The organism is Candidatus Thalassolituus haligoni (assembly GCF_041222825.1).
Taxonomy (GTDB): Bacteria; Pseudomonadota; Gammaproteobacteria; order Pseudomonadales; family Oceanobacteraceae; genus Oceanobacter; species Oceanobacter antarcticus.
In genome coordinates this window covers 548,231-564,842 of sequence record NZ_CP139482.1, presented here as the reverse complement: position 1 = coordinate 564,842, position 16,612 = coordinate 548,231, and the positions used below count along the sequence as shown (strand labels likewise).

The window sequence follows — 16,612 nt, the reverse complement described above, 5'->3', positions numbered from 1 at the left end:
GGAGTTGTGATTGTGCGGTCTTGCGGCGGTGACCAGAGTCTGATCAGGAAGCCACCGCAGCGGTTGCCAACGTGCAGGAATTGCCGGCGTTGGGATCGTTAGGGTCAACAGGGGCCACACACTGGCCCAGTGGTATTGCGGCGTTAGCCGCCTGTAACGGGTCGAGCGACTGACCGCTACTGATCAGTTTTTTTGCCTGCAGAAAATCCGCCGGACGATTGACCGCATCACAGGCCAGTAGACGACCCTGACGTAAATACAGCCAACTGATTCCCGGTTTGCCTTCGGCCTGGCGCGTGATGAGCTGGTCGTAACCCTGCGACAGTCCGGCAATTTGCAAACGGGCGTCGTACTGGGTTGACCAGAACCAGGGCACCGCCGCCGGCGGTAGCGGACTCTGCGTTAACATCGCCGCAATAAGCTGACCCTGATGAGTGGCATTTTCTACCGACTCCAGTCGCAGCCGTTGTTGATACAGGGGATGCCGCCGATTGGCCCCATCACCAGCCGCAAAAATATCTGGATCGGAGGTCTGGCACTGTTCATTCACCAGTATGCCGTTGTCACATGCCAGCCCGGCAGACTGTGCCAAGCCGGTTTCAGGCTCAACCCCGATCCCGACCACCACCAGATCGGTTGCCAGCACATCCCCAGACGCCAGCTGTATCGCTCGTACGTTGCCATGGTCGTCGGCCAGCAGGTGCTGTAACGAGCTGTGCAGGCGCAGCTCGACACCCTGTTCGATGTGCATTTGCTGAAACCAGTGGGAGACCGGAGCAGCCACCACCCGACGTAACAAGCGCTCGCCAGATTCCAGCACACAGACGGCGACCCCTTGCTGGCGCGCCGTTGCCGCTACTTCCAGTCCGATAAACCCGCCACCAATCACCGTCAGCTGACGGGCATGTTGCAGCGCTTGCCTCAGAGCCTGCGACTGGCTCGCGGTTTTGAGGTAAAAGACCCCCTTCATCTCACTGACTGGCTGATCACCACCCGGCAGAGAAAGCTGGCGCAAACGGACACCGGTGGCCAACACCAGCGTATCCCACTCAAGCTGACGGCCGTTATACAGCTGCAGTTGATGCCTCTGACGGTCGACCGAGATCACACGACAGTCAGTAAGCCATTGCAGACCCAGGGTGCTCGTCATGGCTTGGCGTACCTCACTGGCGATCAGTGGCAGCTGATCGTCACCGACCTTGTGACTGAGGTAATCTTTCGAGAGCAACGGCCGGTTTACCGCCTCGGTGCTCTCGGCGGAGATCACCGTCACTTGCCAGTCGGAGCAGCCATTGCTGGTTTGCTTGTGTAACTGATTCAGCAAGGCGGCGGTAGCATGACCACCACCCACAATCAGCAATTTTTTCATACCCTCTCCTCAGCACTCGGCCGGCACAATGATCAGGGACAGGCCATCAAGGCTGGCATCCAGCCGTATCTGGCAGCTCAGTCGCGACTGGTCATTACGCACGTCCAGGGCATCCAGCAGGTCATGTTCTTCTGCGGGCATGGCTGGCAGCCGTTCCAGCCATTGCGGGGCAATATGGACATGGCAGGTTCCACACGCGGCACAGCCACCACAAATGCCTTCGACACCGTCACTCTGATCCCGTAATACTTCCATCAACAGTGCACCATCGGCGGCTTTCAGCTGTTGCTGGCGACCTGATGCAGCGGTGACCTCAATCTGGATACTCATGACAACTCCTCGTTTATCCATCCTGTTTTTCAGCACAACGACAGCCGTCACGGCTCAGACCGGCACTGGAATATTGCCGACCGTCGCCGGTGCTGCGGGAGCCGTGGGGGCTGCCGATGACGCCGGGGCATCTGTCGTTATCAGGCCCTGCTCCTCGTTTGCACGACGCTTGAGATAACGCCGCATGGCGACACTGGCTGCGTCTGACTTCACCGATATTTCGAAATAGTTGTCGTCCATTTCTGCCGCCATCAGTATTTCCTGTTGCTGCAAGCCCACCACGTCTTCCTGGAATGCGGCCATCAGCTGTTGGTGCATAAAGTCGGTGACGTCGCCTTCCTCCAACGCAAAGTTGCGGCCGTGAACAACAAAATAATGGGTTTCGGTCGCGGTTGATGGCGTCGGTATATGCGCCGTTTTGATACGTTGATCCGGGCGCTCTGATTCAGCCAGCGCCAGGTCGTAAAACTCGGCGTGGACGATATGCAGTGCCGGGGAGACAAAATCCGAGGTGGTAATTCGCGCCGCATCCTTGCCTTCCAGCCGGGTTGGTTTGGCCCAGACCGGTGGCAAGCGGGTCGGCATGACGTAGCGTTTCAGCCACATGCGGGTATCCGAGATCTGGACGTCAAAATCAGCGCGGGCGTAATCCGGGGTGCCAAAGGTGTTGGCGTGCAAAAAACTCAGGTGGGTCAGATCCAGCAAATTCTCATGCAGATAAACGTAGTTGGCTTTCAGATCCATATAGTCTTCCGACGTGACCCAGCCGTCTTCCAGCATCGGCATCTCCGGGATGGTGGCAGGATCTGCCTGTTCCGGCTGCCCCATCCAGATCCAGATCACCGGCCCCATTTCCACCAGTGGATAATGACGAATGGAAATACCGCCGCACGAGGCTTGGGATGGCACCTCTATCACCTCGCCCAGCTCGTTGTAACGCATACCGTGGTAGCCACACACCAGGTGATCGCCCACCAGGGTGCCCTTGTCGAGAGGGAATGAGCGATGGGCGCAACGGTTACTGAGTGCCACCGGGCCGCCATCCTGCTTGCGGTAAAACACCAGGGTTTTACCCAGAATAGTGCGAGCCAGCGGCTCGCGACTGACTTCCCGAGACAAGGCGGCAACGTACCATTCATTAAAAATAAACGGGGTGTCACGCCCGGCCAGGCTTTTTCCTGCCACTTGGGCAGCACGCTGAATACGTGTCAGAGTCATCACGGTCTCCTGTTGTTGTTATCAAACCGTTGCGAACAGGTTACGTCGGCCAGACGCTGACGACACTCACAAGATCTTGTGAGTTGATGCAGCCCAGCCAGGATCAGAGCAAAAGATAAACCGCTGAGGAAAGGCCAGAAGCCAGAAGAGAAAAACACCGGCGGGCCAGGAGCGGACGCAGTGAAATACAGTTTCTACTTGCCAGCTACACGCCAGCTACCACATAGTAAAAATATCAGGGGACGTTCTCGATGATTAAACCGAGCCAGCTGAGAGCCGGTTGGTGTCAGAACAAGGCATCAGGAACGCGGTTGAGCGAGCTCAACAAGTGACGAATAACAAGTGACGAATAACAAGTGCTGGAAGTCACAGGTCTCAGCCCGAAGGGTCAGGGTCAAATAATTGAGAACGCCCCCTAACTATCCGTTCAGAATAACAACAACACACTGGGGTAGTCGTATGAATCCGGCGCAATCTACCGATTTGCCGCTGACTGACCTGATTGGGTCACTCGGTGCCGACACGTTTGAATCGACATTGGTCAGCAGCCTGCGACGCCTGACCGGTGCCGATCATTGCCTGTTGATTTCTTTCCGGGCGAACAATAAACACCCGCTGACACTGTTTTCCACCGGTGCAATCTATCAACCGTTAGCACGGGAGTGCCGTCACCTGTATGACGAGTACTATTTTCAACGCGACCCTAACCTTGACTGGCTACGCCATCAGGCAGCCAGCGGGCAACCTCGTATTCGCCAGCAGAACGCGCGCGAGCTGGCCGATGGGGATTACCGTCATCAGCTGCTTGAGCGCTGTGGTATTGAGGAAAAGCTGGCGTTTATGTATCAGAACGATGGTCAAGCCCTGTGTCTTAACCTCTATCGACTGGCATCTGAACACTCGACCCGCCTCGACATGAGTTCGCTGGCTCAGCATGGTGAGTTGCTGGCCACCCTGTTGCAGCGTCATATCCAGCTGACTCGACAACATCGCATGGTGTTTGATCTGCCCTGGGTACGGGCACGTCTGGCAGCAGCCGTGGGTAAACAGCTGACCGCCCGCGAACTCGATGTCGGCTCTCGTATTGTGTTGGGTTACCGCTCCGACGCCATTGCTCTGGATCTGGGTATCAGTCCCAATACCGTGCTGACCCACCGCCGTAACCTGTACGACAAACTGGGCATCGGCACTCAGAATCAGCTGTTCGGCATGGTGATTGAAGGCAAATAAAGCCTCGGAATCCGCTATTCAGAAAACAACTCAAAAACGATATTTCTTAGCCAGATATTACCCGTATCCTGATGATAGCGACGATGCCAGAACACATTGATCTGCGCCGGAGGAATCGGCACCGGATGCGGCCGGGCCACCAACCCCAGGCTTTTTGATGTTTGTAACGCCAGTTTTTCGGTGACGGTCGCCACCAGATCCGTCGTGCTGACAATATAGGGAGCCGAAATAAAATGCGGCAGCCGCAACCTCACAATGCGTGAAATGCCACTCCGCATCAGCTGCTTTTCAACCCGGCCGTGGCCGGTGCCCTGAGCCTCGATGATAATATGCTGCGCCTCGGAAAAACGTTCCAGCGTCAGCTCACCATCTGCCAGTGCGTGGCCTGCCCGCATCAGACAGACATAGTCCTGATCAAACAGCCGCCGCTGATAAAACCCGCCTTCCAGTTGCGGTAACAAGCCAATCGCCAGATCCACGCTTCCGCCTTCCATTTCTTCTTTCAACGGTCGGCCCGTATCTCTAACTGTCGTTAGTGATATATTGGGTGCGTGTATCGCCAAATAAGCCATCAGACGCGGCAGCAGGTACATCTCGCCCAGATCAGTCATCGACAGGCAAAACGCCCGTTCGCTCTGTATTGGGTCAAAACGTTCCTGATAATTCAGTCCATCCTGCAAGGTACTGAGTGCATACCCAATGGATTCGGCAATGGCATCGGCAAAGGGAGTCGGTCGCATCCCCCTGGAGGTACGCTCGAACAGCTCATCATTCAAGGTCTTGCGTAATCGGCCCAGAGCATTACTGACGGCGGGCTGCGACAGACCCAGTTGTTCTGCAACCGGGCCGGTTTTACGCTCCCGGTACATCAGCTGAAACACCAGCAGCAAATTAAGATCGATCTCTCGCAACTGAATCATCGGCTCCCCCTGTTATTCATATTGTGAAGATTGCTTATTCAGCCTATTAGCTGTCTCAATATCACGAGCCTCCCTATAGTGCAAAACAAGTTGAATACACGCTTGCGGAGCCATAATGGAAGTCCTGATAACACCAATCAATAAAACCGTCATCGCCGCAAATGGCAGCACTCTGCTGGATGTATTACTTGCCAATGACATACCGGTCTCTTACAGCTGTTTGTCTGGCCGCTGCGGCACCTGTCGTTGCAAGGTAATTGAAGGCAATGTTCAGGGCCCTTCCGCCGCCGATGGCCGCTTGGCGTCCAGCGGGCGTTATGTGCTGGCCTGCCAGAGCCACGTCGAAAGTAATTGTGTGATCGAACTGCCGGAGATGGACGAGGTGGTGATTCACCCCACCAAAACCCTGAAAGGCACCGTGACGGCCTTTGAAACCTTGTCTCATAATGTCCGCCGTCTGCGTCTGCGTACCAACAAACCACTGGATTATTCTCCGGGCCAATACGCCAACCTGCAATTCTGGCCAGAGGGTATCCGGGCCTATTCCATGGCCGGACTGGCCACTGATGATGAACTGGAATTTCATATTCGTGTTGTGCCTAACGGGCGTGTGACCAGCCAGTTGGATGAACGATTAAAACCCGGCAGCAGCGTGAAATTGAATGGCCCTTTGGGGGCTTCCTATCTGCGCCGCAAACACGCTGGCCCCATGCTCTGTGTCGCCAGCGGTACTGGTCTGGCACCGATTCTTTCCATTGTGCGCGGGGCACTGGAGTCTGGCATGGCCAACCCCGTCACCCTGCTGTTTGGCGCCCGCACCGAAGCCGATTTGTATGGCCTGAATTACCTTCAGACGCTGGCTGGCGACTACCCCAATTTCCACTATCGCATCTTGCTCAGCCATACGCCCGACACCTTGCAATACGAGTGCGGTTTGGTCACCGACCCCGTCATCAACGACTTTCCTGATTTGCAGGATTACCGCATTTACCTGGCCGGAGCGCCTGCCATGGTCGAAGCCGCCTCTCTGGCGTGCACCCGACGAGGTGCCAGCATCGACCGGATTTATGCTGATGCGTTTTACCCCAGCGGCGTGTAACGGCAGGCAACCTGAGCCCTGACCGACTCGAACAAGTGCCCGGCAATAACGCCCAGCGACAACCGAAAAAACACCAATAACGATAAACACCAATAACGATAAAAAGGTGAATACGATGAGTGAACAACAACGGATTCCTCTTGCGCCCGTCTGGGATCAGGAGGACACCAGCCGCATCCCGTTCCGGGTCTATACCGACGGCGCGATTTACCAGCAGGAACTGGACAAGCTGTTCTACCGCAATCACTGGTGCTATGTCGGACTTGCAGCAGAAATCCCCAACAGCGGCGATTTCAAGCGCACCGTTATTGGCGAACGCTCCGTCATTATGGTGCGCGCCGCCGATGACAGTATCCAGGTGATTGAAAACGTCTGCGCCCACCGGGGCATGCGCTTTTGTCGTGAAAAACAGGGCACGGCCAAAAGTTTTGTCTGCCCCTACCATCAGTGGAACTACGACCTTGCAGGCAACCTGCAAGGTGTGCCATTCCGCCGTGGCGTCAAGCAGGACGGCCAGGTCAAGGGCGGCATGCCTAACGATTTCAACCCCGCCAACCACAGTTTGACCCAGCTGCGAGTAGCCCAGCGTGGTGGCGTGGTCTTTGCGACGTTCGACCACGAAATGGAATCCTTTGAAGACTTCGTCGGCCCTGAAATGCTGCACTATTTCGACCGTATGTTTAATGGCCGCCAGTTAAAAATCCTGGGTTACAACAAACAGCGTATTCCGGGTAACTGGAAGCTGATGATGGAAAACATCAAGGATCCTTACCATCCGGGGCTGCTGCACACCTGGTTTGTGACTTTCGGACTGTGGCGTGCCGATAACCGCTCCGAACTGAAAATGGATCAGCACCATCGCCATGCCGCCATGATCTCGACCCGTGGAGAAGGCGGCAAAAATGCCTCGGTCACCGAAGGTGTCAGCAGCTTCAAGGAAAGCATGGCACTGAATGATCCACGCTTTCTCGATGTTGAAGCCGAACCCTGGTGGGACGGCCCGACCGCCGTCATGATGACCCTGTTCCCGAGTGTGATCCTGCAACAGCAGGTCAACAGCGTGACTACCCGCCACATCCAACCCCATGGCCATGATTCTTTTGATTTTGTCTGGACCCACTTCGGTTACGAAGATGACAGCGAAGCACTCACCCAACGCCGCCTGAGTCAGGCCAACCTGTTTGGCCCGGCCGGTTTTGTATCTGCCGACGATGGCGAGGTTATCGAGTTTTCCCAGCAAGGTTTTGAGCAAAAACCGTTTCACCGCTCACTGGCGGAATTGGGAGGACGCGAGGTGGCCGACACCGATCATATGGTCTCCGAGACTCTGATCCGGGGAATGTATCAGTACTGGCGCAAGATGATGGAGCTGTAATCATGTCTATTGAAACCTACCTGCAAGTCAGCGAACTGCACCAGGACTACGCCGCCGCCGTGGATGCCCAGGACTGGGAGCGCTGGATCAATATATTCACCGATGACTGCGTCTACCGCGTTCAGTCACGGGAAAATTTCGACCGGGGAATGCCCATGGCGGCGCTGTCGTTGGATAGCAAAGGCATGCTGAAAGACCGGATCTACGGCATCACCGAAACCATTTTCCACGATCCTTATATGCAACGCCATGTGGTGTCCGCAGCGCGTATCCTCCGCCAGGATCGCGAAGTTATTGAGGCCGAAGCCAGCTATGCCGTGTTCCGTACCAAATACGACGGCATCGCCGAGGTATTCAACGTCGGTCGTTATATCGATCGTCTGATCCAGACAGAAGACGGCCTGCGTATTCAATCAAGAATCTGTGTGTTTGATAACGACATGATTCTGAACTCCCTGATTTATCCGATTTGAGGTGCTTATGACGGATTCCTGGATCAGCGTCAGCGCGCTGGATGACATTCCCGACGACGACGTGATTGGTGTCAGCGTTAACGGCCATCCGATCGCGCTTTACAAAATGGATGGCGAAGTCTTCGCTACCGATAACGTCTGTACCCATGGCCAGGCCTTGCTCAGTGACGGTTTTCTGGAAGATGGGGAAATCGAATGCCCGTTACATCAGGGCAAGTTCTGTATCAAGACCGGTAAGGCCATGTGCCAGCCACTGACCGATGACATCCAGACCTACGTCACTCGGGTGGAGGACGATCAGGTTTTTCTGCGGCTTGGCTAACACCCGACCCAGGTACTCACAGCGCTTATATAACAATAAAGAAACACCGGAGAATAATAATGAAAACACATACCCTGTCACTGCTCACCGGCATCACACTCAGCCTGTGTTCATCCCTGAGTTCAGCCCAGATGATGTCGTTTGCATCACCGCCTCAGGGTTCCGTCTGGAACACCATGAGCACGTCCATCGCGAACGTTGCCCGCTCGAAAAACAATATGAATGCCGTGGTGCAACCGTTCAGCGGTAACCGCGCCATGATGGATTCGGTCGATCAGGGGCTGGCTGAATTTGCCATCAACGACGTCAATGATGTGATTGTGGCCGCCAATGGCATGGCCGACTACCGCGACCGGGAACGGCCCAACCTGCGGTTAGCCATGCGCATCAGCCCCCAACCCATCGGTATTTTTGTGCGCAAGGACTCCGGTATCAACTCGATCAAGGATCTGACCGGCAAGCGGGTCGCCGCAGGCTGGAATGCCTTCCCGCTGGGTCGTTCGCATATGTCTGCCATGCTGGCAACCAGTGGGCTGGAATGGAGCGATGTCAAACAGGTGCTGGTACCGGATTTGATTCGGGCGGCCGACGCCCTGTCTTCTGGCCGTATTGATGCCACGTACTTCGCGGTTGGAGGCCCCAAGGTTGCTGAAGTGGATGCCTCGGTCGGCGGCGTCAAATTTGTTCCGGTAGCCAGCGATGAAATTGCCGCCGCGGCCATGGAAGCCATACGCCCGGCGTTCTATTTTTCCGCAGTAACCCCTGCCCCGCACCTTGTTGGTGTCGACGCCCCCATGCAAATGGTGACCTGGGATAACGTGCTGGTTGTCGGTGCCCATGTAGACGATGAAAAGGTATACCAGATGGTGAAAACCGTGCTGGAAAGCAAACCGGAACTGATCAAGCTGTTCCCCGGCTTCCGTACCCTGTCGACCGATGAACCTTACAAGATCTATCCCGGCCTGGCTTACCACCCCGGTGCCATCCGTTACTTCAAGGAAAAGGGCCTGTGGCATGAATAACTCCCTGAGCCATGATCTGTTGGAGACACAACATGAGTGAGTCATCGACCGTTCATCAACCCACCCTGGTGGAGTCCGCTGGGCGTAAACAGATCCGTACCCTGCTGGGGACACTGATTACACTGGCCGCCATTGCCTACGCCGCAGATCTGTTCAGCCGACTGGGTCTGGCCATTTATACCGAGCAATATCTGGCGGTGATTCTCGGCATCAGCCTGGCGCTGGTATTTCTGAAGCCACAGGCCAATCCGCTACGACGCGGGTTTGATACCGCACTGGGGCTGATCGGCCTTGGAGCCGGGCTGTACCTGTCGGTGCAGTATCCCTGGCTGGTCGAGCGGCAACTGGATATGCCACTCTCCGCGCTGATCCTGTCGGTGACTTTTCTGCTACTGGTGATGGAAGGTTTACGCCGGGTCGTTGGCATCACCTTAGTGATTGTCGTGGCCACCTTTCTGGCCTTCGCACTGCTGGGGCATCATCTGACTGGCCCGCTGCAAACCCGCAATGTCGAATTCGACCGCCTGGTGGTCTACCTCGGGCTGGATACCAACGGCATGCTGGGTTTGACACTGGCCGTGGCCGCTACCATTGTCATTGGCTTTGTCTTATTCGGACAACTGCTGCTGCGCTCCGGTGGTGCCGATTTTTTTAATGATCTGGCACTCTGCCTGATGGGCCGCTCACGTGGAGGTTCCGGCAAGATCGCCACCATAGCCTCCGCCTTGTTTGGCTCTATCTCGGGGGTGGTGGTCTCCAATATTGTCGCGACCGGTGTCGTCACCATTCGCATGATGAAGCAGGGCGGTTTCAAACCACAAACCGCCGCCGCAATAGAAACGGTTGCCTCCACTGGAGGCCAGATTATGCCGCCAGTAATGGGGGCTGTTGCCTTCCTGATGGCCGAGTTCCTGCAAATCAGCTACGCCGACGTCGTACTGGCTGCGCTGGTGCCAGCGATTCTGTACTACGCGGCGCTGTTTATTCAGGTTGATCTGGAAGCCGCCAAAGAAGGCATCGCCAAGGTTGACCCAGCGCTGATCCCGCAACGGAATGAGGTACTGCGTAATGGCTGGATTTTTGTGGTGCCTTTTGCGGCGGTCGTGGGTGCGTTGTTCTTCTTTAATCTGCGACCCGAAACCGCTGCGCTCTGGGGTGCGTTGGGTGCGCTGATCGTCGGCGTTAGCCGTGGCTACAAAGGCAAACGGATGGGCATCAGCGACATCCGCGCAGCCCTGGCAGAAACCGGCCACTCCATCGTCGACATCATCATGATTGGCGCTGCCGCCGGATTTATTATCGGCATTCTGAACGTCACCGGACTCGGCTTCGGACTCACCTACTTCCTGGTACAGCTGGGCGAAGGTAACCTCTTCCTGCTGCTACTGATCTCGGCGCTGGTCTGTATTGTGCTGGGCATGGGGATGCCAACCGTAGGAGTGTATCTGCTCCTGGCCGTATTAGTGGCTCCCTCATTGATTCAGGTTGGCGTTGAACCGATCGCCGCCCACCTGTTTATCTTCTACATGGGCATGATGTCGATGATTACCCCACCGATTGCGATTGGTGCTTTCTTCGCCGCCAGCATCGCCGGAGCGGATCCCATCAAAACAGCCTTTACCTCCATGCGTCTGGGCTGGACGGCCTACATTGTGCCCTTCCTGTTTGTCACCACACCGGCCCTGCTGCTACTGGGAGACACGGGCGATATCGTCATCGCCATCAGCACCACGCTGGCAGGGGTATGGGCTATTTCCGTCGGTTTTGTCGGCTACTTTGGCCAGCGGCTAGGCAGCCTGCAACGCTTTGGCTTTATCGCCAGTGGTGCGCTGCTCCTGTTCCCCGCCATGGGCAGCACCAGCCTGTTGATTGCCACCCGAGTAACCGCACTGGTTTTGTTGGTTATCCTGTTACTGACAGCAAGCCTGTGCCGCACAAAGGCACAGCCGTCATCAGGAAGCTGATAACCCCTGTTCATAACATCCGGTTTTGGCCTTCCGGGTGTTATGTCCTGATCCCTTGCTGTACTCGCAGCAAGGGATCACCCAGCCAGTGATACAACCCGAACCGGATACCTGATCAGCTCACAGACTTCATCTATGATCCGCTTTATCCTCCATAGCGGATAACGAGGGTTATAAGCCTCTGGATCTACCTGCCATTCACAGTCGACGTACTGTCGTTCGCCAAGGTAGCAGTCAGCCTGATATCAGAAGTCGATTTGCAGGGTGCCATTTCTGGCATTCACTGCTCCCAGATATACAGCATTTTGCGGCCACCCAGGCAGTGAAAATAGCGACCCCCCTACCAACTCCAATGGATCAGAACCCTTCTGCTGATTACAACTGGTACGAGCGCCGTACCTGGTGCAGGCGGACAACTTATCAGTAGTGAGATAGGCTTATGACACAACGATCATCTTCACCAAGCCATTTTAACCTTTGGTGGATTTTTATGTCTCCCTGAAGAATATAATAACGCTCAAAAGATCTTTCTCTGTAGAATGCTCTGCTATAGATCAAAAAAGGTTATTGGAAATGATCAAGTGCCATTTATCTCGCATCATGGGTGAGAAAAAACTGAAGATCGCAGACGTTGCCAGAGACACCGGCATCAACCGTGGCACCATCACCCGCCTGTATCAGGAAACGTCTGTCAGGGTAGAGTTCGACGTGCTCGAACAGCTTTGCGTCTATCTACAGTGCGATATTTCCGAATTGCTGGAACTGGTGACGGCTGATGGCGCAGCGACAAAACAAGGAGCATCTGAGTGAACGCTGTCGAAATTGAAATCGCCATCTCTGAACTGGCGCAGCAGCCATTCGACACCGATGAATTTCCCTACGAGTTTCTGCGGGCCTTTGGCAACAAGGACACCACCCTCAAACGTCTGCGCTCGGGTGCTACCAACAAATCGGACGTTGGCGGAGTGTTGCAAACCAACAACGTGCATATCGCCATTGCCAAGCCGGGAGAAACAACCCAAACGTTAACCGCCTTGCGTGAAAGCCCGGCAACCACCAAAGCAAAGGTCAAATTTATACTGGCGACCGATGGCGACACCTTCGAAGCAGAAGAGCTTGCAAGCGGTGAAACCGTCGCCTGTGAATACGGCAAGTTTCCTGATCACTTTGGCTTTTTCCTGCCATTAGCTGGCATCAGCACGGTGAAACAGATCCGCGACAGCTCGTTTGATATTCGTGCCACCAGCCGCTTGAACCGCTTGTACGTCGAATTGTTGAAAGACAACCCAGACTGGGCAACCGCCGATCAACGCCATGAAATGAACCACTTTATGGCCCGGTTGATCTTCTGCTTCTTTGCTGAAGACACCCGCATTTTTAACGGTACCGATTTGTTCACCGCCACTATTGAACAGATGAGCGCACGGAATTCGTCCGATACGCATTTGGTCATCAGTGAGATATTTCGGGCGATGAACACCAAAATCGCCGACCGAGAAACTTCTGGCCTGCGCCCCTGGACAGATCAATTCCCCTATGTCAACGGTGGTCTGTTCTCCGGTAGCACCGACGTACCGAGTTTCAGCAAAATTGCCCGTTCTTACCTGCTGCACATTGGCAACCTCGACTGGACACAAATCAACCCGGACATCTTCGGTTCCATGATTCAAGCCGTCGCCGACGACGACGAACGTGGCGAACTGGGAATGCACTACACCAGCGTGCCCAATATTCTGAAGGTACTGAATCCGCTGTTTCTCGATGACCTGCGCGACAAGCTGGGAGACGCCGGAGACAGCAAACTCAAACTGTTAAACCTGCGCAAGCGTATGGCACACATCCGGGTATTTGACCCGGCCTGTGGCTCGGGCAATTTTTTGGTGATTGCCTACAAACACATACGCGAGATTGAAAACACCATCAACAAACGGCGCGGAGAGCCAGGGCGTAAAAGTGATATACCATTGAATAATTTTCGTGGTATTGAACTGCGGGATTTCTCGGCAGAAATTGCTCGTCTTGCGTTGATTATTGCCGAATACCAATGTGATGTCCGTTATCGGGGACAGCAGGAGGCGCTGATTGAATTCCTGCCCCTCAATAATCAAAACTGGATTGCCAGCGGTAATGCCTTACAGCTGGAATGGGAGTCGGTATGCCCGTCAGCAGGCACCAGCGTCAAAATTTATGCCGATGACTTGTTTCAAAGCCCATTGGACCAGGCGGAAATCAACTTTGATAACGACGGTGGCGAAGTCTATATCTGCGGCAACCCGCCGTATCTGGGGAGTAAGTGGCAATCCAAAGAACAGAAAGCCGACCTGCAAAAGATTTTTGAACAGCGGGTAAAAAGCTGGAAGTCGCTGGACTATGTGGCCGGTTGGTTTATGAAAGCCGCCGATTACTGTTCGCGCCATACCGCCAGTGCGGCCTTTGTGTCCACCAACTCCATATGCCAGGGGCAACAGGTGCCAATTCTATGGCCCTTGGTATTTGATACGGGCTGCCAGATTGAGTTTGCCCATACCTCCTTTAAATGGGCGAATTTAGCGGCCAATAATGCCGGTGTAACGGTGGCCATTGTAGGAATTTCTGCTCAGCCTAAAACACCACACAGATTATTCTCTATTACGGCAGAGGGAGAAACCGTGGAGAGACTGTGTGAAAATATTAACGCTTATTTGATAGCCTCTAAAAATATTGAGGTTCACCCTGTGAGCTCATCATTGTGCAATTTGCATAATATGAAATTTGGTAACCATCCGTATTACGCAAGTTCTCTTGTAATGTCGGCATCTGAGGCAAGAGATTTAGTAAAGCGTGATCCGAAGGCAAAGCAATTTTTGAGACCTTTTTATGGTTCTAAAGAGTTTGTTGATAATTCACCTAGGTATTGCTTGTGGATTCAGGAAGAAGACGTCGAATTGGCAAAGTTGGTTGCCGAAATTGATCAACGCATAAACTCAGTGGAAGTTTCTAGAGTGGCTGCATCCAAAGATTCAAGTGCACAGAAGCTATCGGCTACGCCATGGCGTTTTAGGGAGCAAAATGTTGGTAAGAAACATACGATTATCATTCCACGGGTATCATCTGAAAATAGACCCTTTCTTCCAGTCGGTGTTCTTGGAAAAGATAGTGTTGTTCAAGAGAAAGCCTTTGCTATGTATGACGCCCCCCTTTGGAATATGTCACTGATTGCCTCTCGCCTTCACTGGGTCTGGATTGGTACGGTTTGCGTTCGTATGCGAACGGATTTTTCTTATTCCAATACGATGGGCTGGAACACCTTCCCCGTGCCTAAACTCACCGAAAAAAACAAAGAAGACCTGACCCGCTGCGCGGAAGATATTCTACTGGCCCGTGAAGCGCATTTTCCAGCCACTATTGCTGATTTGTACAAACCCGATGATATGCCGCAAGATCTGCGTGAAGCCCATGAGCGTAATGATGAAGTGCTGGAGCGTATCTATATTGGTCGCCGCTTCCGCAACGACACCGAACGGCTGGAAAAACTGTTTGAGCTGTACACCAAAATGACAACAGACACGGCAGCTGATACGACAGGCAAGAAAGCCAAACGAGGTAAACCATGACAGGGAGCGTGATTCCTTCAAAAGAATCCCTGACGGTGGAATTCAAAAGCGACCGCAAACGTCTGCGCGATGATGAACTGGTACAGGCGCTGGTGTGTTTGGCTAATTCTGAAGGCGGTGAGCTTTGGTTAGGAGTAGAAGACGACGGCACACCGACCGGTTTGCATAAAGAGCATATGCACCTTGCGGGTTTGACCGGCCTGATTGCCGCACGCACCTCGCCTGCGTTACAGGTGAGCGTCGAAGCGGTGGCGGTTAACGAAATTCAGGTTGCGCGAATCACGGTGCCCAAAGCGATTCATTCAGAAATTGCCACTACGGCAGGCCAGTATCTGCGTCGCCGGTTAAAGCAAGACGGTACACCGGAGTGTGTGGCCATGTTGCCACATGAGCGAGCCAGCCGGTCTTCAAGCATTGGTATATCCGACGCGTCGGCTCAGATAATGGTCGCTGCGACCGTCGCCGATTTTGACCCGATTGAGCGTGAACGTCTGCGTCAGGCGGTACAGAGCTACGGCGGTGATCGGGTGTTGCTGGAGCTTGACGACGAGCAGCTGGATGCCGCCCTGGGCTTCACTGCCCGGTCGGCCAGCGGCGAACGCTTGCCAACACTGACCGGTTTGCTGGTAATCGGGCGCGAGTCAGCACTGCGTGAGGTTGTACCGACGCACGAACTCGCTTTTCAGGTATTGGAGCAGGAGGATGTGCGTTTTAATGAATTTCGCCGGTTCCCCTTGTTAAAAGCGCTGGAGTGGCTGGAGACCAACTTTTTACCCTATAACCCGGAGCGCGAGATTCAGGTGGGTTTGTTTCGTGTACCTGTCCCCGTGGTGGATCGTGGAGCCTTCCGTGAAGCCGTCGCCAATGCGCTGGTGCACCGTGATTACCACAGACTGGGGGCAGTGCATGTGCGCCTGGATGATCTGGGGCTGACCATCAGCAACCCCGGCGGTCTGGTAGATGGCGTGACCCTGAGTAATCTGCTGAGCACGGAGCCCCGACCACGCAATCCACGGTTGGCGGACGTAATGAAACGCATTGGTGTGGTGGAGCGTTCCGGTCGGGGGGTAGACAAGATTTACCGTGGCATGCTGCGCTTTGGTCGCCCGCAGCCGGATTACAGCCGCACGGATTATAACAATGTGATTCTGCGTCTTGAGACGGTGGAGGCCGACGAGGTCTTTCTGCGCCTGGTGGTTGAACAGGAGAAGCAGAAGGGCAGCCTGCCTGTGAACAGCCTGATTGTGTTATCTGCCCTCAAAGCACATAAGCGTTTGAATGTAGAAGAGTTATCGGCCTTGGTGCAGCAGGATGTCAGTGCCGCCAAGCGCGCTGTTGAATCCCTTGTTGAGGCTGGACTGGTTGAAGCACACGGCAAGACCCGAGGCCGGACGTATACGCTTTCGGCAGCCATGTATCAGGTGAAAGGCGATCAGGTTGCGTATACCCGCCAGGCAAGTTTCACCCGGCTGCAGAATGAGCAGATGGTGGTGTCGCATGTACAGCATCATGGCCAAATCAAGCGTGCTGAAGTGATGGAGCTGTGCCATCTGGATAAAGACCAAGCTGCCAACCTGCTCAAAAAACTTAAAGAAGAAGAAAAACTTCAGCAGCATGGTGAGCGACGTGGAGCCTACTACACCATGCCTGGCGAATAACCCTTGGTTGGAAGTTATGAGTAGTTATGAGCAGTTATG

General features: G+C 54.5%; 14 protein-coding genes. 10 read left to right on the top strand and 4 right to left on the bottom strand.

Translation table 11 applies throughout. The features are described from left to right. Positions 1–43: 43 nt before the first annotated feature. The 3 genes from SOJ49_RS02530 to SOJ49_RS02520 are packed head-to-tail and all read right to left on the bottom strand — an operon-like array spanning position 44 to position 2,917. Positions 44–1,369: an NAD(P)/FAD-dependent oxidoreductase gene (locus SOJ49_RS02530; protein WP_369856660.1), complete on the bottom strand. Its 1,326-nt coding sequence runs from the start codon at positions 1,367–1,369 to the stop codon at positions 44–46. A gap of 9 nt (positions 1,370–1,378) precedes the next feature. After that, on the bottom strand, positions 1,379–1,699 hold the full coding sequence (locus SOJ49_RS02525) for a 2Fe-2S iron-sulfur cluster-binding protein (RefSeq protein WP_369856659.1): 321 nt from the start codon (positions 1,697–1,699) through the stop codon (positions 1,379–1,381). A gap of 54 nt (positions 1,700–1,753) precedes the next feature. Next, on the bottom strand, positions 1,754–2,917 hold the full coding sequence (locus SOJ49_RS02520; protein ID WP_369856658.1) for a Rieske 2Fe-2S domain-containing protein: 1,164 nt from the start codon (positions 2,915–2,917) through the stop codon (positions 1,754–1,756). Positions 2,918–3,376: 459 nt separating this feature from the next. On the opposite strand from SOJ49_RS02520, the gene SOJ49_RS02515 reads away from it, so the two are divergent. Then, the gene (locus SOJ49_RS02515) at positions 3,377–4,147 is read left to right on the top strand and encodes a helix-turn-helix transcriptional regulator (RefSeq protein ID WP_369856657.1); all 771 of its coding nucleotides are present in this window, start codon (positions 3,377–3,379) and stop codon (positions 4,145–4,147) included. A gap of 14 nt (positions 4,148–4,161) precedes the next feature. On the opposite strand, the gene SOJ49_RS02510 is transcribed toward SOJ49_RS02515, so the two are convergent. After that, positions 4,162–5,067, bottom strand: a complete 906-nt coding sequence (locus tag SOJ49_RS02510; protein WP_369856656.1) for a LysR family transcriptional regulator — start codon at positions 5,065–5,067, stop codon at positions 4,162–4,164. A gap of 115 nt (positions 5,068–5,182) precedes the next feature. On the opposite strand from SOJ49_RS02510, the gene SOJ49_RS02505 reads away from it, so the two are divergent. The 9 genes from SOJ49_RS02505 to SOJ49_RS02465 all read left to right on the top strand — a co-directional run bounded on the left by SOJ49_RS02505 (position 5,183) and on the right by SOJ49_RS02465 (position 16,573). Beyond that, positions 5,183–6,166 (top strand): 2Fe-2S iron-sulfur cluster-binding protein, encoded by a 984-nt coding sequence (locus SOJ49_RS02505; RefSeq protein ID WP_369856655.1) that lies wholly within the window; start codon positions 5,183–5,185, stop codon positions 6,164–6,166. Positions 6,167–6,281: 115 nt separating this feature from the next. Continuing rightward, positions 6,282–7,541 carry an aromatic ring-hydroxylating dioxygenase subunit alpha gene (locus SOJ49_RS02500; RefSeq protein ID WP_369856654.1) on the top strand — a complete coding sequence of 420 codons (1,260 nt, stop codon included), beginning with the start codon at positions 6,282–6,284 and terminating at the stop codon, positions 7,539–7,541. A 2-nt stretch (positions 7,542–7,543) separates the two neighbouring features. Then, a complete protein-coding gene (locus tag SOJ49_RS02495) occupies positions 7,544–8,014 on the top strand; it encodes an aromatic-ring-hydroxylating dioxygenase subunit beta (protein ID WP_369856653.1) in 471 nt (156 codons plus the stop codon). A gap of 7 nt (positions 8,015–8,021) precedes the next feature. Beyond that, on the top strand, positions 8,022–8,336 hold the full coding sequence (locus SOJ49_RS02490; protein ID WP_369856651.1) for a non-heme iron oxygenase ferredoxin subunit: 315 nt from the start codon (positions 8,022–8,024) through the stop codon (positions 8,334–8,336). Between the two features lie 59 nt (positions 8,337–8,395). Then, the gene (locus SOJ49_RS02485) at positions 8,396–9,358 is read left to right on the top strand and encodes a TAXI family TRAP transporter solute-binding subunit (RefSeq protein WP_369856650.1); all 963 of its coding nucleotides are present in this window, start codon (positions 8,396–8,398) and stop codon (positions 9,356–9,358) included. Between the two features lie 32 nt (positions 9,359–9,390). Further along, complete coding sequence (locus SOJ49_RS02480; RefSeq protein ID WP_369856649.1) at positions 9,391–11,322, top strand: TRAP transporter permease; 1,932 nt, start codon at positions 9,391–9,393, stop codon at positions 11,320–11,322. Between the two features lie 573 nt (positions 11,323–11,895). Beyond that, a complete protein-coding gene (locus SOJ49_RS02475) occupies positions 11,896–12,132 on the top strand; it encodes a helix-turn-helix domain-containing protein (RefSeq protein WP_369856648.1) in 237 nt (78 codons plus the stop codon). Then, on the top strand, positions 12,129–14,915 hold the full coding sequence (locus tag SOJ49_RS02470; RefSeq protein WP_369856647.1) for a class I SAM-dependent DNA methyltransferase: 2,787 nt from the start codon (positions 12,129–12,131) through the stop codon (positions 14,913–14,915). The genes SOJ49_RS02475 and SOJ49_RS02470 overlap by 4 nt, the downstream gene beginning before the upstream one ends. Further along, complete coding sequence (locus SOJ49_RS02465) at positions 14,912–16,573, top strand: ATP-binding protein (protein WP_369856646.1); 1,662 nt, start codon at positions 14,912–14,914, stop codon at positions 16,571–16,573. Before SOJ49_RS02470 ends, SOJ49_RS02465 begins: the two co-directional genes overlap by 4 nt. The last annotated feature ends 39 nt before the right edge of the window (positions 16,574–16,612 follow it).